This window comes from Xanthomonas dyei (assembly GCF_002939865.1).
Classification (GTDB): domain Bacteria; phylum Pseudomonadota; class Gammaproteobacteria; order Xanthomonadales; family Xanthomonadaceae; genus Xanthomonas; species Xanthomonas dyei.
The window spans coordinates 36,333-57,676 of sequence record NZ_MDEE01000002.1; the positions used below are offsets into that span (position 1 = coordinate 36,333).

The following is a 21,344-nucleotide window of genomic DNA, read 5'->3' on the forward strand; positions in this document are numbered from 1 at the left end:
GGCCGCCCTCACCCAGCGTGTTTTCTGGATAACTCGCGCAGGCGCTGCCAGCCACCCCAGCGGCGGGCATTGGCGTTCGGCCACCAGTACAGCGCTGCCGCACCGAGCGCTACGCACAAGGCCAGCGCGCATCCGGCCAGCCATGGCCACGCCCGGGCATGCGGAGGCGCCAAGTCCGAGAGCTGGGTATCGCTGTCCGCCCCACCTGGCACCAGCGTGACGCTGACGTTTTCGTAGGTCAGCCCTTCTACGCTGTGCATCACCAGCGTCTTGATGTTGGGCACCAGGCTGGTCAGATCGCTACCGATGCGAAACTTGATGAATACCGCAGCGCTGGAGGGTTTGACCGAGGCGGCCAGCGGGTCGTTGTTGGGAAGCACGATCTCCACATCGGCGGCGATCACGCCATCGATATTCGACAAGGTCTGCGACAACTGCTGCGAGACCCCGTAGATGAAACGCACGCGTTCTTCGGTGGGTGTGGAGATCAAACCGTCCTTCTTGAACATCTCGCCGAGATTGGCATGCCGCTCGTGCGGCATGCCATGCGCGCGCAGCACCTGCAACGAATACGACACCTGATCGTGCGGCGCGTTGATCGCCCAGGTCTTGCCGTTATCGGGCGTGACCTTGTCCGCATCCACACCGGCGGTGAGCAGCACGGCGAGCATTTCGTTGGCGTCGTTCTCGGTCAGCCCGGAATAGAGCTGCTGGTCGCAGCCAGACAGCAGCAGTGCAAGCAGCAACACCACCAGATATCTGAGCTTTCGCATGCTATTGGTTCTTGAACAGTGTCTGCACGGCGTTCTTGCCCGATTGCGCCACGCCGACGCTGACATTGAGGTTGAAGCCGACCATCGTCAGCTCGTGCATCAGCTTCATTTGTTGCGACGCCATTTCCTGCAGACCCATGGTCGGCGCCTGCATGCTGAAGGCATCAATATGCTCGGTGATGGTTCGCACGCCATCGTTCTGCACGTCGACCATCCGGCTCATCATGCTCGGCTCTCCCACGCGCTGCATGGCTGGCGGCAGCGGGCTGGAGGACTGCATCAACGCCTGGAAGCGGTTGACGAGTGCCTGGCTCGGTGCCGCCGTCGGCGATACCGCGGGCGTGGATAGGCCGGTACTGGCAGTGATCGGTGCAACAGGAGGAATGAGCGTCATGACATGTTCCTCAGGCGGGGCAACAGCTGGGTCAGGCGCGCAGATACTGCGCGTTGGGAACTTCCATTGGCGCGGCGGATTCGGTCGTCGATTCCGATTGCGTGGGTGCCGGGGTGTAGCGCCCTGACAGCGCCTTGACCAGGCCAACGGCGTCGGCATCGGCGTCCTCTTCGATCAGACCGTCTGCAATGCCATGCCATGACGGGTCGCCCACCGCAAACAGGCAGCACGCATACAGGGCCTTGCACAACGGCTTGGAGCCGGCATCGGCCTCAAGCTCACGCAGCAGGCGCGCACCCTCCATATAACTACCGCGCTTGATCGCAATCCAGGCATCGAAGGTATCCAGCGCCTTCAGCTCCGGCCGCAACACGCGCACTGCGGCCAGCACCGCTGTGGCCTCTTCGAGTTTTTCGTGGGTCAGCCCCACCGTGATCAGTTCGATCAGCCCACTCACGACCGGACCGGGACATTCAATCTTTTCCATACCGCACCTCGTCATTCAATGGCTGTGGACAGCATACGTGGGTAACGCTACGCGTGCGTGCCGATCAAAACTTTTCAGAAGCGAACATCGGAATGCCATCGCGAACAAACACACTCGGCTTCGTGCACCCATGCACACGTTCGCCTTGGAAGCGGATCGGCTGGCGACGCCTCAACCAGAATTGGCCTGCAGCACCAGCGGCCGGAGATCGCCATGTCGGATGAGAAGACCGAGAAGCCGACCGAAAAGAAACTGAAGGATGCGCGCAGGGATGGGGAAATCCCGATCAGCCCGGACGTCACTGCCGCCGCAGTGCTGCTGGCCGCGCTGTTGGTGATCAAACTGGCAGGCAGCTATTTCGTGGAACACATGCAGGCATTGATGTCGATCGGTTTCGATTTCAACGCCAATACGCGCGATGCAACGGCCATGCACCGGGCGCTCGGTCGCATCGGCATCCAGGCCGTGTTGCTGACGCTGCCTTTCCTGGTCGCGTGCCTGGCCGCCGGATTGCTCGGCACCTTTCTGCAGACGGGTATGAATGCCTCGCTCAAACCGGTGGCGCCCAAGTTCGATTCGCTCAATCCTGTGAACGGCGTCAAGAAACTCTTTTCGTTACGAAGTCTCATCAACCTGCTCAAGCTCGGTGTCAAGGCCCTCTTGATCGGTGTGGTGCTGTGGTACGGCCTGCGTGCGCTGATGCCGGCGATCATCGGGCTCGCCTACCAGCCGACGCCTGACATCGCCCAGATCGGCTGGCGGGCGCTGGGCATTTTGTGCGCCTTGGCGGTACTGGTGTTCATGCTGATCGGTGCAGCGGACTGGAGCGTGCAGCACTGGCTGTTCATTCGCGACAAACGCCAGAGCAAGGATGAGCAGAAGCGCGAACACAAGGAAAGCGAAGGCGATCCGGAATTGAAGGGAAAGCGCAAGGAAATCGCCAAGGAACTGGTTTTCGGCGACCCGCGCGAGCGCGTCGCCAAGGCCAAGGTACTGGTGGTCAACCCGACCCATTACGCCGTCGCGCTGGCCTACGAAGCGGACGGTTTCGGTCTGCCGCAAGTGGTTGCCAAGGGCGTGGACGATGGTGCGCTGGAACTGCGTGCCTACGCGCACAACCAGGGCATTCCGATCGTGGCCAATCCGCCGTTGGCGCGTGCGCTGCACGCGGTCGAACTGGGCGACGCGGTGCCCGAATCGCTGTTCGAAACGGTGGCAGTGGTGCTGCGCTGGGTCGACGAGCTGGGCCGCGACAACGATGACGGCAGCGGTCCGCTGCCATGCTAGGAGATCGCATGCGCCTGACACGGTATTTCGCGTACACCGGTGAAGTGGCGATCGCCGCCTTGGTGGTGGCGGTGATCGGCTTGATGATCCTGCCGCTGCCCACCCCGCTCATCGACACGCTGCTGGGCATCAACATCACCCTGAGCGTGGTGTTGCTGATGGTCACGATGTATGTGCCCGACTCGATCTCGCTGTCGTCGTTTCCCTCGTTGCTGCTGTTCACCACGCTGCTGCGGCTGTCGTTGAACATCGCCTCGACAAAATCGATCCTGCTGCATGCCGAGGCCGGCCACATCATCGAGAGCTTCGGCGAGCTGGTGGTCGGCGGCAACCTGGTGGTGGGCCTGGTGGTGTTCCTGATCATCACCACGGTGCAGTTCATCGTGATCGCCAAGGGCTCCGAGCGCGTTGCCGAAGTCGGCGCGCGTTTCACGCTGGATGCGATGCCCGGCAAGCAGATGAGCATCGATGCCGACCTGCGCGGCGGCAATCTGAGCGCAGACGAAGCACGCAGCAAACGCGCGCGGCTGGCCATCGAGAGTCAACTGCACGGCGGCATGGATGGCGCCATGAAGTTCGTCAAGGGCGACGCCATCGCCGGCCTGGTGATCACCATGGTGAACATCCTGGCCGGCATCGTGGTGGGCGTGACCTACCACGGCATGAGCGCAGGCGAGGCGGCAAACCGCTTTGCGATCCTGTCGGTCGGCGATGCGATGGTGTCGCAGATCGCCTCGCTGCTGATCTCGGTGGCGGCCGGCGTCATGATCACCCGCGTCGCCAACGAGAACGAGACCAAGATCAGTTCGCTGGGGCTCGACATCGGCCGTCAGCTCACCAGCAACGCGCGCGCCTTGATGGCGGCCAGCGTGTTGCTGGCCTGCTTTGCGTTTGTCCCGGGATTCCCGGCGGTGCTGTTCCTGCTGCTGGCGGCTGCGGTGGGCGCCGGCGGCTATACGATCTGGCGCAAGCAACGCGACGTCAGCGGCACCGACCGGCCCAAGCTGCCATCGACCAGCCGCAAGGGCGCCAAGGGCGATGCACCGCACATCCGCAAGAGCGCGCCGGATTTCGCCTCGCCGTTGTCGATGCGCCTGTCGCCGCAACTGGCTGCGCGGCTGGACCCGGCGCTGCTGGATCAGGCGATCGAGAGCGAGCGCCGGCAGCTGGTGGAACTGCTGGGCCTGCCGTTTCCGGGCATTGCGATCTGGCAGAGCGAATCCCTGCAGGACCTGCAGTACGAAGTCTTGATCCACGACGTGCCGGAAACCCGCAGCGCGTTGAGCGACACCGCGGACCTGCAGAAAGCGCTGGCCCAGCAGGCCATCGCGCCGCTGCACGCACGTGCGCACCTATTCGTCGGCATCCAGGAGACCCAGTGGATGCTGGAACAGGTGAGCGCGGACTATCCCGGGCTGGTTGCAGAGGTCAACAAGGCCATGCCCGCCCAGCGCATCGCCGACGTATTGCGACGGCTGCTGGAAGAGCGCATCCCGGTGCGCAACATCAAGAGCATCCTGGAGAGCCTGGTGGTGTGGGGACCGAAGGAGAAGGATCTGCTGATGTTGACCGAATACGTGCGCTGCGATCTTGGCCGCTATCTGGCGCACACCGCGACCGCAGGCACCGGGCAGCTGCCTGCGGTGATGCTCGACCACGCGGTGGAACAGTTGATCCGGCAGTCGATTCGCGCCACTCCGGCAGGCAATTTTCTGGCCCTGCCACCGGAGCAGGCCAATCAGCTGGTCGAGCAGGTGGAACGCATCGTCGAAGATCAGGCGCGGCATCCATTGGCAGTGGTCGCATCGATGGATGTGCGGCGTTATGTCCGTCGCATGATCGAGGCCCGGCTGAACTGGCTGGAGGTCTATTCGTTCCAGGAACTGGGCGCAGACGTGCAGCTGCAGCCGATCGGCAGAGTGGTGGCCTGATGATGCGCAAGCCACCGGTCCGCCACGTGCGTATCCTGCCGATCGCCGGTGTACCGCTGCAGCCGCATGCAGCGCCCACACCGGTGCGTACGGCGCAGCGTGTCAGCTTTGTACAACTGCGCCGACGCCTGAGCAGCGTGCTGCCCGGATTGCCGGACATGGTCTCACCGGAGGATGGCGACGACGATCTGCCGATGCCCGAAGCGGAGGACGCCGCAAGCGACAGGCCAGACCCCGCGCCGCTGCCAAGCGCACAACTCCGCCCGGATGACGGCAATCGTCGACAGATCGCTCGAGGTGATGACAGCGATGCATTGGGCCGGCAGATCGCCACCGAGTGGATCCGCACCCAACGCGCGCAGATGGCCATCCATCACATCGCGCTGCGGGTGGCCGAGTTTTGCAATGCCACGCCGGTGCGCGGGGCAGGGATCTGGGAGGCGTGGCTGGAGATCAATCACGACATTCTGCCGCAGACCACCTTGTTCTTGCGGCTTTCGCCAGACCAGCTATCGCTTCGCTTTGACAGCGGCTCGCCCGAGACGCGCGAGGTACTTTGCAATGGAAGAAAACGCTTGGATACCGCATTGAAGACTGCGCTTAGCGACACGCTCCAGATCAGCATCGAGGTCGTTTAGCGCCGCCCACGCCGCACAAATGCCACGCCTGTGCGCGGCTCAGGGAGCTGGGAAGCATCTCTGGAGTCAATTGCGCCATCCTGCCGTAGACAACGTTGTCCTTGCGGCTTTCGCCAGACCAGCTATCGCTTCGCTTTGACAGCGGCTCGCCCGAGACGCGCGAGGTACTTTGCAATGGAAGAAAACGCTTGGATACCGCATTGAAAACTGCGCTTAGCGACACGCTCCAGATCAGCATCGAGGTCGTTTAGCGCCGCACAGGCGGTAGAACAGCCATATCGAGGTAACCCGCTTTGTCAACCGAGCCGAGCCCTACGCCAACGGCACGCGACTTGTCGCAAGCGTTGACCCACGTGCTTGCCGTGCGCGCGCAGCTCGGCAGAATGCTGTGCGACCCGCGTACTGCCCGGCATTGCGGCTTCACCACGCAACGTCGCGGTATCCGGGCTGCGGAAGCCGCGCGGCTACAGCTGCAGTTCGAGTGCGGCAGCCTGGAGTTGCGGATCGCCGCACGCGACGGCCTGGCGCAGCTGTTGAACGAAGCCGACGACGCCCTGCGTGCTGCGATCGCCGGTGTGCTGTTGGGCGATACGCTGCATGCCTTCGCAGCGCTCGGACTGGGGACTGCCGAGGTCGTCGCCTTCGAACGCTGTGCGCAGGTAGCCGATTGCTTGGAGATCGGCATCACGCTGGGCGGTATCGACGCGATCGCGCAGACCGCCAGCCCGCTCCTGCTTGCCGCGCTGCAAACCGCGACCGCTGCGCTGGCGACACCATCGCCACTGCCGGCCTGGCTGAGCGCATTGCGGCTGAGCACGCGCCTGCGCATCGGCCAACGCACGGTAACGGCGACGCTGCTGCAATCGCTGCGCCCCGGCGATGTGCTGCTGCATGCGCTTGCCCCGGCTCCCGTCCGCAGCGGCGAGCTGCGGTGGGGCATGCCGGGAGGTGCGGTGTTGCGCGCGCCGGTACGCCTGAACCTGCAACAGATGATTCTGGAGACCGCCCCCACCATGCAGCACGATACGTCCGAGTCCGATACCTCCGCGTCCACCACCGATGTGGCGGCACTGGAACTGCCCGTCCAACTGGAAGTGGATCAACTTGCGCTGTCCCTGTCGGTCCTGTCGGGCTTGCAGCCTGGCCAGATCCTCGAACTGTCGGTGCCGGTGGACCAGGCCGACATCCGTCTGGTCGTCTACGGCCAGACCATCGGCATCGGCAGGCTGCTGGCGGTGGGCGAACATCTCGGCGTGCAGATCCTCAGCATGTCGGAGACTCCACATGCAGATGCCTGATGTCGGCTCGCTGCTGCTGGTGGTCATCATGCTGGGGCTGCTGCCCTTCGCAGCGATGGTGGTCACCTCCTACACCAAGATCGTGGTCGTGCTCGGCTTGTTGCGCAATGCCATCGGTGTGCAGCAGGTGCCGCCGAACATGGTCCTCAACGGCGTCGCGTTGCTGGTGTCGTGCTTCGTGATGGCGCCGGTGGGCATGGAGGCATTCAAGGCTGCGCAGAACTACAGTCCCGGTGCCGACAACAGCCGCGTGGTGGTGTTGCTCGACGCCTGCCGAGAACCGTTTCGGCAGTTCCTGCTCAAGCACACGCGCGAGCGCGAGAAGGCGTTTTTCATTCGCTCGGCGCAGCAGATCTGGCCCAAGGACAAGGCCGATACGCTCAAGCCAGACGATCTTCTCGTGCTGGCGCCGGCATTCACGCTCAGTGAGCTGACCGAGGCATTCCGTATCGGATTTCTGCTGTATCTGGTGTTCATCGTGATCGATCTGGTGGTGGCCAATGCGTTGATGGCAATGGGTCTGTCGCAGGTGACGCCGACCAATGTGGCCATTCCGTTCAAACTGTTGTTGTTCGTGGCGCTGGATGGTTGGTCCATGCTGATCCACGGGCTGGTCTTGAGTTATCGGTGACGCCATGGACCATGACGATCTGGTGCGATTCACTTCCGAAGCCTTGCTGCTCTGCCTCAAGGTGTCGTTGCCGGTGGTCGGCGTCGCCGCGCTGGCTGGGCTGCTGATCGCATTCATCCAGGCAGTGATGTCGCTGCAGGATGCGTCGATTTCGTTCGCGCTCAAGCTGGTGGTGGTGGTGGCCGCCATTGCGGTCACCGCGCCCTGGGGCGCGTCGGCAATCATGCAATTCGGCCAGGCGCTGATGCAGGCGGCGTTCCCATGATCCGGCGCATTTCGTCAGGCGCTGTGCCGCCGTCGTTGCCTAGCGCGCACGGCGCATCGCACCACCACGCCGATGGGTCGCACGCTGGCACTGCCGTGCAGCCGCTGGCGGATGCGGCACCGCATGCACCGCGTCTGCGCGCGGCTCCGCCACGCCGGCGGCGGCGGGGCATGCGGGCGCTGGAAGGGCAGGACGACGAACTCGACGCCACCGAGCTGGAAGAAGCCGAAGCGGCACGCATCTCGGCGCTGCGCGGCCGCGTCAGCATCGCCGTCCCGCAGTCGCAAGGCCAGGGGCAAAGCCAGGACAATCAGCACGGCGATGGCGGTCACGCCTATGCCGGCGATCCGCAGGTGATGCCACGGGCAAGCGCCTCGCCGGTACGCGTGGACGACACTGTGCGTGCGGATGTCCAGGCAGTCATCGATCGGTATGCGGCAACGCGCGCCGCCGACCAGACGGTTAGACAACACGCCCTCACCGCTGCGTTCGTGGAGTTGGGCGAAATCGGCGCTGCCCATCCGGCCGCCGCACCGCTGACCACCATGGTCTGGATGTTGATGCGCGAGCACCTGCAAGCGGGCCGGACCGATACCTTGGCCGAAGGCATGGAAACATTGCGCAAACGCCTGGTGGACATGGTGCGCGCGCAACCCGAATGCGCACCGGCGCTGCGTAGCTATTACTTGCTGCTGCCGCTCATGCTGATCAGCGCTGGAAAACCGCGCAAACCCGCTGATTGCGCACGCGGCATCACATGTTTGAACGCGCTGCTGATGGAACACCACGATGGAACTGCCCAGGGGATTCGCGCATGACCATGCAACTTCGCATACTGACGGGAATACACGCCGGCGCACGATTAGATTTGCAGCCAGGCAGCTATACGTTAGGCGCCGATTCCCAAGCCGAGATCCGGATAGAAGACTGGCCTGGTTGCTCGCTTATCATCGAGGTGGATGCAGATGGTCAGGCTCATTATCGCAGTGACGCGTTGCCAACGGCTCCGTTTGTTGGGTTGCATCCAGTACGTTTTGGTCCTCTGGTGCTCTGCATCGGCGACGCTGCGGCCGAGTGGCCGGACGACGTCGCGCTGCTGGAGAGGTTGCTGTCCCCCGTCGCCGCGCCTGACGCGCCTCCGCCACGCAAGTCCAGGCGCACTGCGATGCGCGCAGTGGTGGGCGCCATGCTAGCGCTGGCCGCCGCAGCGTTGCTGCCGTCCCTGCTGCCGGCGTTTCTCTCCCATGCCGCTCCCACGCCCAGCCAGGACAACCAGCTCTACCAGGTCGCCTCCGTGCTGAAACGGCTGGGCCTGCGTGAAGCCCGTGTAGAGCAGGTCGGCACGCACGTGCGCGTCGAGGGGCTGGTGCCGAGCAGCGCAGATGCGGCACGCCTGCGCGCACAGCTGCACCGCTACCAACATGCGGCCACGGTCGATGTGGTGGTGGTGGATGAGGTGCTGGCCACCTTGCGCGACACCTTGGCCGACCGCGATCTGAGCGTGCGCTACGACGGGCAAGGGGTGTTTTCCATCGCCGGCAGCAGCGACAACGCGGAGCGCGCAATCGGCAGGATCGCCGACCTGCGTAGCGATCTGGGCCCGGAGATCCACAAGCTGCATGTGGACATCACCCAGCAGGACCCGTCCGTGAAAACGCCCGCGAACTACGATGCCGCGTTGCTCGTCGACGGGCTGCATTACGTGGAGACCCCGGACGGCACCAAGCACCTGACTTACCTGCCGCAGCAAGCGGCGCCATGAGAACCGCACCATGTTCGATGCCATGACCGATACGGTCACCCAGGATATGAACAAGCTCCTGCAGACAAAGGCGCTGGATGTCTCCGGTGAGCGACTACGCGACATCGAGGCAGCGCTGCACACGACAGCGCAACAACTGCGTGTGCACTGGTCCGCAGCGAGCGATCAGGCCACGCGCAACGATTTCACCGTCTTGCACGACGGCATCAATGCCGCGCGCGAGATCGTCGCGCACATCGCCAGCATGCACTGATCATCGAGTTCCTTGGCCACGTTGGTCAAGCAAAACGCGCCGACAAGCGCTCCATGTTACTTCTCTTCAGCTAAGGAGTATTTGTATGTCACTTTTACAATCGATAGGGCCGCGATTGGGCCAGGGCGGGGATCTGCTTGGATCAGACCTTTCAAGCAGATTTGACAATCACACTGCCACTCAGACCTCGGACAATCAGATGGATAGTCTGATGGGTGGCATTGGCAAATCAGCCGCAGCACAGGAGCGCATGAACAACTACCTGACTGCGAAGAAGAACGAACTCGACTTCAACGTGGCGCTCAACAAATTCATCGGCAAGGCAGGCGACAACGCGAAGCAGCTGGTTGGCCAGTAATAGGCCCTGACATGCGCAGGGCCGGTGCATGGCCCTGCGCATGTCGTACGACAGATGAGCAGCACCCGATTCGAAGGGATCGTTCACCAGATGTGCGAAGCACTGGACCTGCCGGATGTGCAGGCGGTGCTGAGCAGTCGTATGCTCTGGGTAGAAGGGTTTGAAGTCTATCTGCACACGCCTGCCGCGCCGGCCGACGATGACGCACAGCAAGTACCGGAAGAAGAAGCATTGTACCTGCGCATCTCCTACGGCCTTGCTCCTGCGGGACGGACCTTGACGGTCTTCAGGCTGTTGCTGGAAGCCAATTTATCGGTGTACGCACAGGACCAGGCGCAACTGGGATTGAACGACGCCGGCGTGATCGTTCTGGTGGTGCGGGTTCCCCTGGACGACGATGTCGACGGTGCATGGATCTGCGATCTGCTTGCCCACTATGCCGAGCATGGCCGGTATTGGAACAACAACATCTTCATTGCACACGACGAAATGTTCGAAGGAATCGCGACGGGAAATTATCTTTGGCTACGTGCGTGAGGTGATCGGCCTTGCATGCATGCCGACTCAGAGAAATGCACTACTGCGCAGTACGGTGTTGAAGCCTTGCGCATCCGTTGCGCGATAGTACATCGCAACGAATGCGCCGTGATTGCCCATCGCAGTTTTTCGTCCGCCATTCATCTCTCGCAAGGACACTTGCCAATGAGTCTCGCCATCCCCTCACATACCACTGCAAGCTTACAACCGTCCTCATTCTCCCTGTCGCAACAGCAGGTCTTGACCGCGGTCATCATGAGCATGCTGGCGTACTGCATGCAACGCATGTTCATGGACATGATGCAGCCACAGGATCAGCCGTCCAATGACGCTCAGCCACAGGGCAACCCCACTCCAACACCATCGATGCCGCCATCGAATCCGCCCTCTTCGACCAATGCCGGCGGACAACAACACGGCAGCGGTACTGGCAATGGCAGCGGCGGCAATAACACAGGCAACGGCGGCACCTCCGGCACGGGAGTGGGCAACGGTGCATCGCCCACCACAAAGCCGAGTCAACCGGGGACCTCGCCTACCGACGGCCAGCCGGTGACGCCCGGGCCAACCGGCCCGCAGGCGCCACTTCCTCCCGGCAAGGTCGTCACTGCGCCAGCCGGCGTGCAGAACGACACCATCGTAGTGCACAAGGGCGAGGTATTCGACGGCAAGGGCCAGACGTACATCGGTGGGCCCTGCATGGGCAAGGGTAATCAAGACGAGCACCAGAAGCCGCAGTTCATCGTCGAAGACGGTGGCAGCCTGTGCAATGTCCGCATGAAAGGCGGTGGCGACGGCGTGCATTTCTTGGGCAGCGGCAAGATGGTCAATTGCGTCAACGAAGATGTCAGCGAAGATGCGGTCACCATCGATGGGCAGGGCAACCGTGCGCATGATGCGGGCATCGCCGGTTGCAGCCCGGAGGTCAACGGACGTCCGAAGGTCGAAATCATCAATTGCACGCTCAACAATGCCGCCGACAAGGTCGTGCAGGACAACGGCGCTGCCGACGTGGTGATGTCGGGCGACACCGTCAACGGCGCCGGCAAGGTGTTCCGTACCAATGGTGGGCATACCGATATCGACTCGCATCTTCAGGTCGAGAATTGCGAGTTCAATCAGGTCAAGGAGGCGGTGTTCCGTACCGACGCGCCCGGCGCGACGGTGACGCTGGCAAACCTGAAGACCGATGCGCCCGACGAGGTGATTGCCCCCAACGCGTCCCAGGCCATCGGAGCGACACGTATTGGCCATAAGGCCTACAGCGGCTGACGCCGGCGTTACCCGCGCTGCGCGTCGTTTGCCCGGCGGATGCTGTGTTTGATTGCAGCATCCGCCGACTGGCTTGTGCCGTGCGCCGTAACCCAACAAATGTTCGCTAGCCCGCTTTTCGCTAGCCTGTTCGCAGTCCTGCCAAAAAGTGCACCCAGGTCGGGAGTCGACAGGGACTGGGGACAAAACCCAAGCAAGCCAACGTGCTGTGAGCAAAGAATTTTCACGGCCTGCTTCCGGCCGGCGAGTTCGCTTCAATTCCTTCCGGCCAGCAGATCGCGGTATCACTATATTGCTTCGGATGAATGTCGAAATCTTCCAGATCCGCATCATCACTAGCGGTAAGCGGGTGGAAAGTAAGCGGGTGGGGTGGATAACCTCTCCTTTTTTTTACGCTGGCCACACTGCGTATTTTGGACGACAGGTGAATAGACATGAGAATTCCCCTCTCCGAATTATCCGGCCCGACGCAACCTGCCGCGTCTGAATCAGGTGACATACATGACAGAGGCCAGTCATCTGAACCTTCCACTGCGCCCAGCTTTGCAAGCATGGCCATGCCGCAATCGCCGGAGCTATCAGGGCTGAGGGCATCCTTGGGGGCGCGTCCCGGCAGGCCTCGGAACAGGGGCGGCGATCCATCCGTTGGAGACCACGAGATCCTGCAAAGAGGCGGAGATTCATTTTTCGATCGGTATGAGATGGTGCAACCAGACGGAGACCCATCTCTGAAGCATCAGCCGTTGCGGATGGGCGAATATCCAACTGTGGAGCAATATCAGACCTCGTCAATGGGCGAATTTCCATTCGTGGAGCAAGATGAGACGCTGCGAATTGGAGAATACCCCTCTGTGGAGCAACATGCGCTGCAGCAGATCAACGACCATGGGCGATTTCCCGGTGCCGCTGCAACGCATGTGGCACACCAGCAGCTCGATTCGTTGCTCGGCGATCTCGGCACCTCCGATGCGGATCAGAAGCGCATGAACAACAGGATCACCATGCTCAAGAACGACCTCGATTTCAACGTATCGCTCAACAAGTTCATCGGCAAGGCCGGCGACAACGCAAAATGCCTGGTCGGTCAGTAACGGCCTTTGACATGACGCAGGGTAAGTCCATCGCCCTGCGCGTGTTGCACGGCAGATAAGCAACACCCGATCCGAAATGATCGCCCGGCAGATGTGCGAATCATTGAACCTACCGGGTGCGCAGGCGGTGCTCAGCTGAGCCGTGCTGGGTGAAGCCTATCTGCTCGTGCCCCAAGCCCAGACCGGCCGCGACGCACCGCAGGCGCTGGAAGAAGACACAATCCACCTGCGCATCTGCTACGACGTTGCTGCTACCGGACCGAGCTTGATGGTTCTTCGGCTGTTGCGCGAGCCCAATCTGTCGGTGTACGCGCAGGACCAGGCGCAACTCGGATTGGACGATGCGGTGGTCATCATGCTGATCGTGCGCGTTCCTTTGCACGATGACATCGACCTGTAACGCGCGACCACGCAAACACATCACCGGCTGCAGCGGGCGCCTGGCGCGCACGGGGAGCGCCAGCAAACGACAGACGCAGCGGCGTCTGCGTCTGTCGTTGCGGCGCGCCATGCGCCAGTCGATCAACTACCAGCCCCATCGCTCACGGCCGGCCGCTTTCCCATTGGCGAAGTTCCTCGCTCTCGTGCAATGCGCGCCTGAGCGTCTTTAACTCGGTCTCCAGTGTGCGGGTCAGGTCGTTGCGCGGCACGCCGCCGAGCATCGCCGCCTGCCCGGCGTGCAGGTGATCGAGTACGGTGTCGATGGTCGCCGTCGAGATGGACTGCGTCTGGATCTCCGTGCGCAATATCTCCAAGGCGTCACGCAACACGCTCTGGGCCAGCGGTCCTGATGCAAGCGCAAGCTGCTCCCCTTCCTCCATGGCGCGCGTAATTGCTGCCGGTGTCGGCCCTGAAAACATCGTGATCGCTTCATCAATGGGTTCGGCCAGCGCCTGAAGCGTGCGTGCGATGGTGCGTTGATACCTGGTTGCTGCGACGGCACGTTCCTGATCCAGTCGTGTCGCCTGGGTGGTGTTGGCACCGTTCTTGGCCTTCAGCGCATTCCAGACCGTATCGTTGAACAGGGTCTGCGCCGCCTGTTGCAAGACCGTTGCGTCGGAGTTGGCGGCTTCGCCGGCAACCGCCCCGCTTTCGTTTCCACCACGCAAGGGTGCAGCGATCAGGCGGCTGGCGCCAAGCGAGGCGATATTGCCCATCACGTTACTGAGCATATGGCGGCTCAACAGATCGCGTACCGCAGTGGTCATCGCGTTCGTGGTGCTCAAGGCCTGTTTGGCCAACGCCAGGCCTTCCACTGCGGTCTCCAGCAAATAGTTGGGGAAACGCACGGCGCTGGACCATTGCGCAGGCCGACGCTCGTTGTCCGGCAATGCCAGCGCAAACAGGTTCAACCGCTGCTGTCCGCCAAGCAAGTCGGGCACGCTCATCTGCCCGGTACGCGCAACGGCCTTGCCGGTTTCGAGCATCGCCTTCTGCACGACCCCGGCCCCGCCAACGGCAAGCATGCTCAACCCCAGTTGGCCGGCCGGGGTGCGTGTGCCCGGGTCGTCGGAGGTCCGTCGCGCTGCATTGAATCCGGCGTTGATCGTGGGCTTGAGCAACAAGGTGTCCAGGGACTTGTCGTCCAGGGTCGATTGCCATTGGGTGACGCCGGCACGCAGGTCGTAGGTGTGCGCCTTGAGCTCGGGGAGCGTTGCGGTGTTGCCCTCGCCGGGGCGCGTGAACCGCTTGCCTTCGGCGGTGATTTCCAGCAAGACCGGCGGCGGATCGGGCACCAGGATCTTGGGATCGATTGCCTGGAAACGCGGCAAGTTGGCGACGCGTGCGCGCCGATCCATTGCCTGGATCAGTAGCGTATCGCTGGTGTAGGACGCCAGACCCGCCACCGCACCGGAAAGGGTCGCATTGCTCAGCGTCTCCGATCCAGGCGCACGCGTGCCGTCATAGACCGCGCCTGCCGCGAGACCGACCGGGCTGCGCATCGCGCCCACGATGAAGGCCTTGAGGCATTCGTAAGCGATCGGCAGCGATGCCTCTGCGCCTGCCGCCTTCATATCGCCGACGACCTGGTAGCCGCTATCCGGGCCGAACGCAGCGACGCGTTCCTGCACGCGTGCATCAGCCCATTCAAGATATGCGGCCTCCAGGGTTTCCTGCTCCTGGGAGGGATCTGCAAACGGCAGCGCACCCAGGCGCATACGTATCTGTGCCTTTACACGGTCGACCGCCAGTGTGCTGCGCTCGGCGTAGGTCGCATCGGCAGCGGACGTGACCGATGACGCGTCGTCGAGCGAGGCCAGCGTCATGCGAGCGCTATAGAACGTGGCATCAGAGATGTCCGAGCGCTGTGACGCGTCAAGGGACGTCTCGGTGCGGATTGTGTCGGCCGGCGTGCGACGGGAAAGCGCAGCGCGACGGCCGCGTAGCCCAGCGCCTGGCGAGGACAGGCCTTCCAGCGGCCCCGATGGCAACCGTGCCTGTTGCGATACGGTGGGTTCTTCTACGTGCTGTTGATGTGCGTGAGCGGCAGACGCCTGGCGGACATCTGAAGCGGTGCTATCGCGCGTGAGCTTCATGAGGCCACCTCGGCCGCACTGCCGGTCTGTGACACCAGTGCGTCCAGCACCACGCGGGCGACCACTTGCCCGCGGTCCAGCGCGGCGGCCACAGCGTCGGGCGTGCGCTCGAGCAGCAACGGACAGACACATAGCAGACCAAGATCGGAGAGCGTGAGCCGCCAGCCGTAGTGCGTCAGCAGTTGTTCCTGCAGCGCCAACAGGGTTACCACCTCATCGCGATCGAGTTCGCGTGCGGCCAGTGGCAGGATCACTTCCGGAAAGGCCGTCAGCTCGCCCTGCTGCATCTGCGTATGAACGCGGCACAGCATGCCTGCGGGCCCAAGGATGGTTTCGCCTTCACCGAGTCGCTGCGCAAGCTCGCCGGGCAATCCGAGATGGGCGCCAAGACCGATGAAGAACGCGGTGTTCGCGCTGTGGTGACTGTCTGATTCCAACGTCATCTGAAAAACTCCGGTAGAAAATGGACTGCGTTGCCAATGCGTCACTTCATTAGCAAACAGTGTCTTTCTCCGGATACACACCCGAGCAAGGTGCTGCGAACCAATCGCGCCGCACACGAAGTTGGCCCGCTGGAAAGAGCGCAACCGAGACCTGTGTCCTACCTCCTGCACCTAGACGCCAACGTAAATGGTTGGCCCGAGAAGCAGTCGTAACAGAATGTGGGTGCCAGTGGTCTGCATGGGCCAGCAGGTCAACGACAGTCAGTTAATCCAGGCTTCCGATCTTGGGCCGAAGTATGAGGCGCGTGCTGGCCGGGCTGGTGCGCAGTAGTAGTAGCCAGTGTCCGGGTGACCTGTATCGAAAACGGCAGGCAATTTTGTGGCAAGGCGACCGTCGCTTGGGCGCAGGCGTCGCTCCTTCCGCTAGTGCATTAACCAATCGCCTACCCTGGCAGAGTGCCAAAATGCCGTCTGCTCCATTTATTATTTTCTATCGTTCTGGCGCTTTGATGATGCGCATCTTTTCGCGGGGTGGCCAGGCGCTCCTCGCACATCTACGCCACACGGTGAGCAGGCGCAGATGCATGCACCGCAGACGCCGCCGCAACGATCGATTGCCACGCACACCCACGCTGGACCAATCCACGCGGCACGTGCTCAGGCATCGTCCCGCCCGGTCACCGCGCCCGACGCCACCTTCCGCATCACCGTTGAACGCCGCGACGCCATCGATAAGCAAATCTGAGGCGACGGCGCCAGCTTCGAACATGCGGGATGGCTTCGAGACTGCCATGAATCTACCGCAGGAAGAGACTGCAAGACCGCTGCAGAATATTATCAAGCGTCTTGTCGGTGGAGAGCCAGTGGTTAAGGTGGTATATGAAGCCGTCCAAGGCGATATACGGCATGACGCAAAGGCATTCATCGACACGCCAAGGCTTTTGGTTGAGAAATATCCGACGTCGGGAGACAGCCAAAATTAGCGGAAGGGTCGATAATTAAGAGCGGCTAACAAAACGTAGCGAGCAGTCGTCAGGTGGGTGTGGACGGCGCGGAGGAACCGGAGTGTACGGGTGGTACATGCCGATTCCGAGCACCGGCCGCGCCCGCCTGGCGGCTGCACAGTAGTTTTGTTAGCGGCTCTAAGTGTCTTCCATCATTGCATGGAGGGATTGCTACGCGAGCGTGCCAGGAGCGGCTAAAAAACCTGGCGAGCAGTCGTCAGGTGGGTATGGACGGGGCGCTCAGAACCCGAGCAAGGGCCGCGCCCGCCTGACGCAGAACGCAGTCCTGTTGTGCGCCGCTTCACCCGGGAATGGGAGAGGATGCCAACCGCAGCAGCTTCGTGGCGCTGGGGGGCGACACCTGTCTCTGGAGTGCGGTCGACTGCCGGCATAAAGACAGCCGCACGACGCCGAAGTCTCAAAAGTCGACCATAAACTCACCGAACGGGCGCCGCTAATATCGCGATTACGCGCGCAAAACGACGCCACTGTTCCAGACCAGTCATTCACAACGACCTGGCGACGTGACTAGCGTTGCCCTACAGCAGCAGACAAGCCGACTGCGCTCACCGCCAGGCGGGCGCAGCCGATGCTCGGCGGGGCATGTACCGCAGGTTCCGAATGCGCCGTACATACCTCCGATGACAACTACTTGCCACGTTCTGTGAGTCGTGCCAAAGGTGGAAAAGTTCTCTGGCAACACCTACTTGGCGAATCGAACGATCCTCGCGATTGTAAGTTACTGGCGCACCGTCATCGTCCGAGAGCGACCACTATCGACGGCGCCCACCCCTCAAGCCCTTGAGATTTTCCTTGGTATCCGCCTCGAAGTTGTCGGCGATTCCCCTTGGAATATTCTGTTTTCCTAACGGTACTCCGCCTGCATTTTCGAGATTCTGGCGGATGTCGCCATTTTTCCTCTGTTTATCCAGTTGGATCTCTTCATAATGCAAGCCTGCCAAAACAGGAATTTTCAGCATTTCAACCGATTTACTAATACTGCTACCTACTAAATAACCTTTGACTCCATCAATGGGCTTTTGCCGCTCGGCTGCCCCCTTGCCTCCTCCCTTGGTTGCCCCCTTGGTCGCGCCTTCGGTTGCCCCCTCGGTCGAGCCCTTGGTTGTCCCCTTGGTCGCACCTTCGGTTGAACCCTTAGTTGCGCCCTCGGTTGCCCCCTTAGTCGCGCTCTCGCTTGCCCCCTTGGCTGCGCCCTCGGTAACCCCTTTGGCTACCCCCTTGGCCCCGAGCCTGGCCGTGGGCCCACCGACAGCGCCCACTACCGCCCCAGCCATGTTGATGCCGGCGAGTTTCCACGCGAGCGACATGTTGCCACCTTGCATTGCGGTGTCGATCACCTGCGCTGCCTGCGCTTCGCCCTCCAATGCCAGCGCGGTTGCGTCGGCCATCTCACCGATGATGGGGATGCCGTTCAGTGCACTTAGCCCGACAGAGGCCCAGTCCATGATCTTGCTGTCCCACTTGAGGAACTCGTGTAATCCCTTACCAACGGTGCCGATATCCTTTTTCTTCTTCTTGATATCGGGTTGATCGGCCTTGCCCATCAACATGTCATCAACAGCCTTTTTCTGTTCCGGCGATGTGGCTTCGTGCGTAGGCGATGTCTCCACGGTCTTGTTGTCCGCACTCATATGATCGTAGAACTGGTGAAAGTCCTTCTGGCTGATCTTGCCTGAGTCGACGGTATGGCCGCCGCCAAAGAAGCTGTGGGGCTTCTTGTAGCCGGTGATCGAGTTGTTCAACAGGGCAAATAGTAGCGGGTCCTCCGATAGCTGCTTGGCGGCGTCGCGAACTGCGGGGTCGGCCTTATCGTCTTTGATGATCGTATCGAGCTTGTCGCGGGTCACCTCTTTGCCATCGCCGAAGAACGCGTCCTGGTGGCTGTTGATGGTGTCCAGCGTGTTGAGTTCGGGTGCGGTCAGGTGCATCTGCGATGCGGATTTCTGCAGGAAATCCGGTGTACTCATCGAACCAGAGTCTCCCGCCAAGGTCTTCCACTGATCGGGGTGCTCGCGGAAGTACTGTGCGGCGGCAATGACCTGCGGTGGGGACTTCTTGGTGTTGCTGTCGCCTTCGACCAATTGCTTGAACGCGTCCTGGTTCAGATCCTTCGGTAGATAGTCCGAGTAGCGATAGAACTCGCGCATCGCATCGCTTTCGGTCATGACCGTCGCCTGGGTCTTATCCGGGCTGTCCGACGCTACATAGTTTTGCGTGTAGCCCTTTGCTTGCTTGGTGGCGTATTCCGCTACCTGCGCGTGGCCGGCCGAGAACTTGCTGAGATCGCCGGCCTTGATCTTGCCGCCACACTTGCCATCGCCCTGCGAGCCGATGGCAAAGAACAGCCGCGGGTCTTTCTGCAGTTCCGTCAAGGCCTTCTTCAGATCCGGCGGGGTCGCGGGATCGTTGATTTTCGCATCGAGATCGGCCCACGCAACCGGCAATTGGTCCTTGTGGCGATCGAGCGTAGTGACGATCTCCAATTCGTTCTGCGTAAGCGTCCCGTCTTTCCATGTGACCGACGAGCCGTCCACCGCAGGTGGCAGTTCGCTTCCCTTCATTTTTTCGGGATTATAGGTCGCGTTCTTTCCACCCAGCGGCGTCACCTGCGGATGGCGGTCGGCAAAGTCGTAGAGGTTGGCGGCAATAAGCTTGCCGTTGCACTTGCCCTGATCGTCTTTGTGGTGTTTGCCGTGTCCCTGCGATGCCAGCGCGAAGAACAGGCCAGGGTCCTGCTGCAGGCCTTGCAGCGCTTTCTTCAGGTCCGGCGGGGTGGCCGGGTCGTTGATCTTTTCATCGAGCTTGGCGAACTCGATCGGAGTCATGTCGCGATGCGCATTGAGCGTGGAGACGATATCGAGCTGGGACTGGGTGAGCGTGCCGCCGTCCCAGGTTACCGATGAACCTTCTGCGGCAGGAGGCGGCGTGGATCCCTTCATATTCTTGGGATTGAATTCGGCATTCTTCCCGCCCAGGTCGGTCACCTGTTGATGATGGTCCGCAAAATCCCACAAATCATCTGCCTTGATCTTGCCGCCGCATTTGCCGTCTCCCTGCGAGCCGATGGCGAAGAACAGACGCGGGTCTTTCTGCAAGCCTTGCAGCGCGCTCTTCAGATCGGGAGGCGTGGATGGATCATTGATCTTGTCGTCGAGTTTTTTGAACTCAATCGGCATCTTGTCCTTGTGCTGATTGAGTGTGGAAACAATCTGAAGTTCCGATGGGGTGAGCGTGCCGCCGTCCCAGGTCACCGACGATCCCTCTACCGCAGGCGGCAGCTTGGATCCCTTGATGTCCTTGGCATCGAACGCGGTCGACAGCGTTGGCCAGGAGGTGCGTTTTTCGATCGGCTGGCTGGCTTGCATGTCGTCAGCTGAAGGCGTGGACTCCGGAATGCCGCCGCTATCTGGCTGACTGCCCGGAATCTCGCAGTCTGGCCCATTGATTGGGGCATTGCGGTAGGTGGCGGCAATCAGACGGTAAATCTGCTGCAAGAACATGTTGTCGATCGCAAGCAACAGATCGGAGTCGTTCATGCCCGACTCGGATCCGAGCAACTCCGGGCACGACGTGTCATCCGTTGGCGGTGGAAGCGGACCGGCGTTACTCCCGGTCGAAAGCGTGTTGAGCGACATATATGCGGCCTCGCAGTGACAAAGCAGGACAGAGCGGCTGCATATGAGTACATGCTCATACGATCACACGGCATGTCTCATGCGGCGAGCACAAATGTTGCCACTCCTCGCTACGGGATGCATGCGCGGATGAACTATTTTGGCGAAAAAAGCGCAAGAAAATGCGCGCAGTCGGAAAGCGTTCGAGCTGCCGTCGAGGTAAGACAGGCTTGCCCCTGGGTGCGCCCACGAGACAACGGAGCGTTGCCGTGGGCTGCGCAGGGGAGGGCACCAGTCCTCAACTGCGTGGTGACCTCACTGCATAGCGCGCTTGCCGCAGCAACTTTCGCCATTACCGCTGGTTGGACGTGGGAGCCGCAGCAGCGACTCTTCAAGAAACTGCACCGCAGCGCTTGTACGTTGGACGTTGCTCGACTTGGCGCTGGCCAGACCACTCGTCAACGGCGCCTCGGCAGCGCGTTGCGGCTAAAAAGAAGCACACGCGAGTGATCCGCATCTTTCGCCGCCGCGCCAGCTTGGAAACGCTGAGGTCGCTCGGATCATGCCAGGCCATTGTCTCTTCTGGGGACAGGGGAGCGGCGCGAGATCCTGCCAGAAGCCACAAACTACGGTGGCACCTCACCCTGGAGGCGCGCTGATTGCCTGGCCTTAGCGCTGATCCCGATGGTGCCTCTGCGTCGCCGCTGGCGCTGCATGCCCGCCAGCGCTGGTGTCGAATGTCCGCGTC

The 21,344-nt window shown here is 61.8% G+C and carries 23 protein-coding genes and 1 other RNA gene; 16 read left to right on the top strand and 8 right to left on the bottom strand.

Annotated features, from left to right (window positions below; genetic code table 11):
* Positions 1–8 precede the first annotated feature (8 nt).
* Genes sctJ through XdyCFBP7245_RS02735 form a run of 3 tightly spaced genes read right to left on the bottom strand, consistent with a single transcriptional unit; the run spans position 9 to position 1,654 of the window.
* The gene (gene sctJ, locus XdyCFBP7245_RS02725) at positions 9–773 is read right to left on the bottom strand and encodes a type III secretion system inner membrane ring lipoprotein SctJ (RefSeq protein WP_104614291.1); all 765 of its coding nucleotides are present in this window, start codon (positions 771–773) and stop codon (positions 9–11) included.
* Between the two features lies 1 nt (position 774).
* Positions 775–1,167, bottom strand: a complete 393-nt coding sequence (locus XdyCFBP7245_RS02730) for a type III secretion protein HrpB2 (RefSeq protein WP_104614292.1) — start codon at positions 1,165–1,167, stop codon at positions 775–777.
* 31 nt (positions 1,168–1,198) lie between these two features.
* Entirely contained in the window at positions 1,199–1,654 is a 456-nt protein-coding gene (locus tag XdyCFBP7245_RS02735) for an HrpB1 family type III secretion system apparatus protein (RefSeq protein ID WP_104614293.1), read from the bottom strand.
* A 213-nt stretch (positions 1,655–1,867) separates the two neighbouring features.
* Between XdyCFBP7245_RS02735 and sctU the strand changes: the two genes are divergently transcribed.
* The 13 genes from sctU to XdyCFBP7245_RS02800 all read left to right on the top strand — a co-directional run bounded on the left by sctU (position 1,868) and on the right by XdyCFBP7245_RS02800 (position 11,886).
* Positions 1,868–2,941: a type III secretion system export apparatus subunit SctU gene (gene sctU / locus XdyCFBP7245_RS02740; protein WP_104614294.1), complete on the top strand. Its 1,074-nt coding sequence runs from the start codon at positions 1,868–1,870 to the stop codon at positions 2,939–2,941.
* Positions 2,942–2,949: 8 nt separating this feature from the next.
* A complete protein-coding gene (locus XdyCFBP7245_RS02745; RefSeq protein WP_104614295.1) occupies positions 2,950–4,872 on the top strand; it encodes an FHIPEP family type III secretion protein in 1,923 nt (640 codons plus the stop codon).
* Between the two features lie 2 nt (positions 4,873–4,874).
* Positions 4,875–5,510, top strand: a complete 636-nt coding sequence (gene sctP / locus XdyCFBP7245_RS02750) for a type III secretion system protein SctP (protein WP_170068472.1) — start codon at positions 4,875–4,877, stop codon at positions 5,508–5,510.
* A 101-nt stretch (positions 5,511–5,611) separates the two neighbouring features.
* Positions 5,612–5,761 carry a type III secretion HpaP family protein gene (locus tag XdyCFBP7245_RS02755; protein ID WP_425479736.1) on the top strand — a complete coding sequence of 50 codons (150 nt, stop codon included), beginning with the start codon at positions 5,612–5,614 and terminating at the stop codon, positions 5,759–5,761.
* A 93-nt stretch (positions 5,762–5,854) separates the two neighbouring features.
* A complete protein-coding gene (gene sctQ, locus XdyCFBP7245_RS02760; RefSeq protein WP_170068493.1) occupies positions 5,855–6,808 on the top strand; it encodes a type III secretion system cytoplasmic ring protein SctQ in 954 nt (317 codons plus the stop codon).
* Positions 6,795–7,439 carry a type III secretion system export apparatus subunit SctR gene (gene sctR / locus XdyCFBP7245_RS02765; RefSeq protein WP_006451038.1) on the top strand — a complete coding sequence of 215 codons (645 nt, stop codon included), beginning with the start codon at positions 6,795–6,797 and terminating at the stop codon, positions 7,437–7,439. Before sctQ ends, sctR begins: the two co-directional genes overlap by 14 nt.
* Before the next feature lie 4 nt (positions 7,440–7,443).
* Positions 7,444–7,704: a type III secretion system export apparatus subunit SctS gene (gene sctS / locus XdyCFBP7245_RS02770; protein ID WP_002802878.1), complete on the top strand. Its 261-nt coding sequence runs from the start codon at positions 7,444–7,446 to the stop codon at positions 7,702–7,704.
* On the top strand, positions 7,701–8,522 hold the full coding sequence (locus XdyCFBP7245_RS02775; protein WP_104614296.1) for a 4-hydroxyphenylacetate catabolism regulator HpaA: 822 nt from the start codon (positions 7,701–7,703) through the stop codon (positions 8,520–8,522). The genes sctS and XdyCFBP7245_RS02775 overlap by 4 nt, the downstream gene beginning before the upstream one ends.
* A complete protein-coding gene (gene hrpD5 / locus XdyCFBP7245_RS02780; RefSeq protein ID WP_104614297.1) occupies positions 8,519–9,466 on the top strand; it encodes an HrpD5 family protein in 948 nt (315 codons plus the stop codon). The genes XdyCFBP7245_RS02775 and hrpD5 overlap by 4 nt, the downstream gene beginning before the upstream one ends.
* Before the next feature lie 10 nt (positions 9,467–9,476).
* The gene (hrpD6, locus tag XdyCFBP7245_RS02785; RefSeq protein ID WP_104614298.1) at positions 9,477–9,719 is read left to right on the top strand and encodes an Hrp regulator HrpD6; all 243 of its coding nucleotides are present in this window, start codon (positions 9,477–9,479) and stop codon (positions 9,717–9,719) included.
* 85 nt (positions 9,720–9,804) lie between these two features.
* Positions 9,805–10,077 carry an HrpE family protein gene (gene hrpE / locus XdyCFBP7245_RS02790; RefSeq protein ID WP_104614299.1) on the top strand — a complete coding sequence of 91 codons (273 nt, stop codon included), beginning with the start codon at positions 9,805–9,807 and terminating at the stop codon, positions 10,075–10,077.
* Between the two features lie 54 nt (positions 10,078–10,131).
* A complete protein-coding gene (locus XdyCFBP7245_RS02795) occupies positions 10,132–10,614 on the top strand; it encodes a CesT family type III secretion system chaperone (protein WP_104614300.1) in 483 nt (160 codons plus the stop codon).
* Positions 10,615–10,779: 165 nt separating this feature from the next.
* Positions 10,780–11,886, top strand: a complete 1,107-nt coding sequence (locus tag XdyCFBP7245_RS02800; RefSeq protein WP_170068473.1) for a pectate lyase — start codon at positions 10,780–10,782, stop codon at positions 11,884–11,886.
* Positions 11,887–12,109: 223 nt separating this feature from the next.
* On the opposite strand, the gene XdyCFBP7245_RS23670 is transcribed toward XdyCFBP7245_RS02800, so the two are convergent.
* Positions 12,110–12,322, bottom strand: coding sequence for a hypothetical protein (locus XdyCFBP7245_RS23670; RefSeq protein ID WP_146091638.1), 213 nt, complete (start codon positions 12,320–12,322; stop codon positions 12,110–12,112).
* Between the two features lie 439 nt (positions 12,323–12,761).
* Between XdyCFBP7245_RS23670 and hrpE (XdyCFBP7245_RS02805) the strand changes: the two genes are divergently transcribed.
* Positions 12,762–12,977, top strand: a complete 216-nt coding sequence (gene hrpE, locus XdyCFBP7245_RS02805; protein WP_228323003.1) for an HrpE family protein — start codon at positions 12,762–12,764, stop codon at positions 12,975–12,977.
* A gap of 142 nt (positions 12,978–13,119) precedes the next feature.
* Positions 13,120–13,377, top strand: a complete 258-nt coding sequence (locus tag XdyCFBP7245_RS02810) for a hypothetical protein (protein ID WP_104614301.1) — start codon at positions 13,120–13,122, stop codon at positions 13,375–13,377.
* A 142-nt stretch (positions 13,378–13,519) separates the two neighbouring features.
* Here XdyCFBP7245_RS02810 and xopF1 read toward each other — a convergent pair whose 3' ends face one another.
* Positions 13,520–15,514: a type III secretion system effector XopF1 gene (gene xopF1 / locus XdyCFBP7245_RS02815; protein ID WP_104614302.1), complete on the bottom strand. Its 1,995-nt coding sequence runs from the start codon at positions 15,512–15,514 to the stop codon at positions 13,520–13,522.
* Positions 15,511–15,957, bottom strand: coding sequence for an Hpa3 family type III secretion system protein (gene hap3, locus XdyCFBP7245_RS02820; RefSeq protein WP_104614303.1), 447 nt, complete (start codon positions 15,955–15,957; stop codon positions 15,511–15,513). The genes xopF1 and hap3 overlap by 4 nt, the downstream gene beginning before the upstream one ends.
* Before the next feature lie 791 nt (positions 15,958–16,748).
* Here hap3 and XdyCFBP7245_RS23675 point away from each other — a divergent pair.
* Positions 16,749–16,940 (top strand): hypothetical protein, encoded by a 192-nt coding sequence (locus XdyCFBP7245_RS23675; protein WP_146091639.1) that lies wholly within the window; start codon positions 16,749–16,751, stop codon positions 16,938–16,940.
* Between the two features lie 23 nt (positions 16,941–16,963).
* Here the strand turns inward: XdyCFBP7245_RS23675 and XdyCFBP7245_RS02825 are convergent.
* A non-coding RNA gene (locus tag XdyCFBP7245_RS02825) (sX9 sRNA) lies at positions 16,964–17,039 on the bottom strand.
* Positions 17,040–17,734: 695 nt separating this feature from the next.
* Positions 17,735–20,617 (bottom strand): HrpF/NolX family T3SS translocon protein, encoded by a 2,883-nt coding sequence (locus tag XdyCFBP7245_RS02830; RefSeq protein ID WP_104614304.1) that lies wholly within the window; start codon positions 20,615–20,617, stop codon positions 17,735–17,737.
* Positions 20,618–21,344: the final 727 nt, after the last annotated feature.

What these genes read in the sequence shown, in the direction of transcription:
- sctP (WP_170068472.1), top strand. Translation starts at nt 4,875, where the DNA reads ATGCGCAAGCCACCGGTCCGCCACGTGCGTATCCTGCCGATCGCCGGT.
- hrpD6 (WP_104614298.1), top strand. Translation starts at nt 9,477, where the DNA reads ATGTTCGATGCCATGACCGATACGGTCACCCAGGATATGAACAAGCTC.
- xopF1 (WP_104614302.1), bottom strand. Translation starts at nt 15,514, where the DNA reads ATGAAGCTCACGCGCGATAGCACCGCTTCAGATGTCCGCCAGGCGTCT.
- XdyCFBP7245_RS23675 (WP_146091639.1), top strand. Translation starts at nt 16,749, where the DNA reads ATGAATCTACCGCAGGAAGAGACTGCAAGACCGCTGCAGAATATTATC.
- sctR (WP_006451038.1), top strand. Translation starts at nt 6,795, where the DNA reads ATGCAGATGCCTGATGTCGGCTCGCTGCTGCTGGTGGTCATCATGCTG.
- XdyCFBP7245_RS02745 (WP_104614295.1), top strand. Translation starts at nt 2,950, where the DNA reads ATGCGCCTGACACGGTATTTCGCGTACACCGGTGAAGTGGCGATCGCC.
- hrpD5 (WP_104614297.1), top strand. Translation starts at nt 8,519, where the DNA reads ATGACCATGCAACTTCGCATACTGACGGGAATACACGCCGGCGCACGA.
- XdyCFBP7245_RS02730 (WP_104614292.1), bottom strand. Translation starts at nt 1,167, where the DNA reads ATGACGCTCATTCCTCCTGTTGCACCGATCACTGCCAGTACCGGCCTA.
- XdyCFBP7245_RS23670 (WP_146091638.1), bottom strand. Translation starts at nt 12,322, where the DNA reads ATGTCTATTCACCTGTCGTCCAAAATACGCAGTGTGGCCAGCGTAAAA.
- XdyCFBP7245_RS02775 (WP_104614296.1), top strand. Translation starts at nt 7,701, where the DNA reads ATGATCCGGCGCATTTCGTCAGGCGCTGTGCCGCCGTCGTTGCCTAGC.
- XdyCFBP7245_RS02795 (WP_104614300.1), top strand. Translation starts at nt 10,132, where the DNA reads ATGAGCAGCACCCGATTCGAAGGGATCGTTCACCAGATGTGCGAAGCA.
- XdyCFBP7245_RS02735 (WP_104614293.1), bottom strand. Translation starts at nt 1,654, where the DNA reads ATGGAAAAGATTGAATGTCCCGGTCCGGTCGTGAGTGGGCTGATCGAA.
- XdyCFBP7245_RS02800 (WP_170068473.1), top strand. Translation starts at nt 10,780, where the DNA reads ATGAGTCTCGCCATCCCCTCACATACCACTGCAAGCTTACAACCGTCC.
- hap3 (WP_104614303.1), bottom strand. Translation starts at nt 15,957, where the DNA reads ATGACGTTGGAATCAGACAGTCACCACAGCGCGAACACCGCGTTCTTC.
- sctJ (WP_104614291.1), bottom strand. Translation starts at nt 773, where the DNA reads ATGCGAAAGCTCAGATATCTGGTGGTGTTGCTGCTTGCACTGCTGCTG.
- sctU (WP_104614294.1), top strand. Translation starts at nt 1,868, where the DNA reads ATGTCGGATGAGAAGACCGAGAAGCCGACCGAAAAGAAACTGAAGGAT.
- XdyCFBP7245_RS02830 (WP_104614304.1), bottom strand. Translation starts at nt 20,617, where the DNA reads ATGTCGCTCAACACGCTTTCGACCGGGAGTAACGCCGGTCCGCTTCCA.
- hrpE (WP_104614299.1), top strand. Translation starts at nt 9,805, where the DNA reads ATGTCACTTTTACAATCGATAGGGCCGCGATTGGGCCAGGGCGGGGAT.
- sctS (WP_002802878.1), top strand. Translation starts at nt 7,444, where the DNA reads ATGGACCATGACGATCTGGTGCGATTCACTTCCGAAGCCTTGCTGCTC.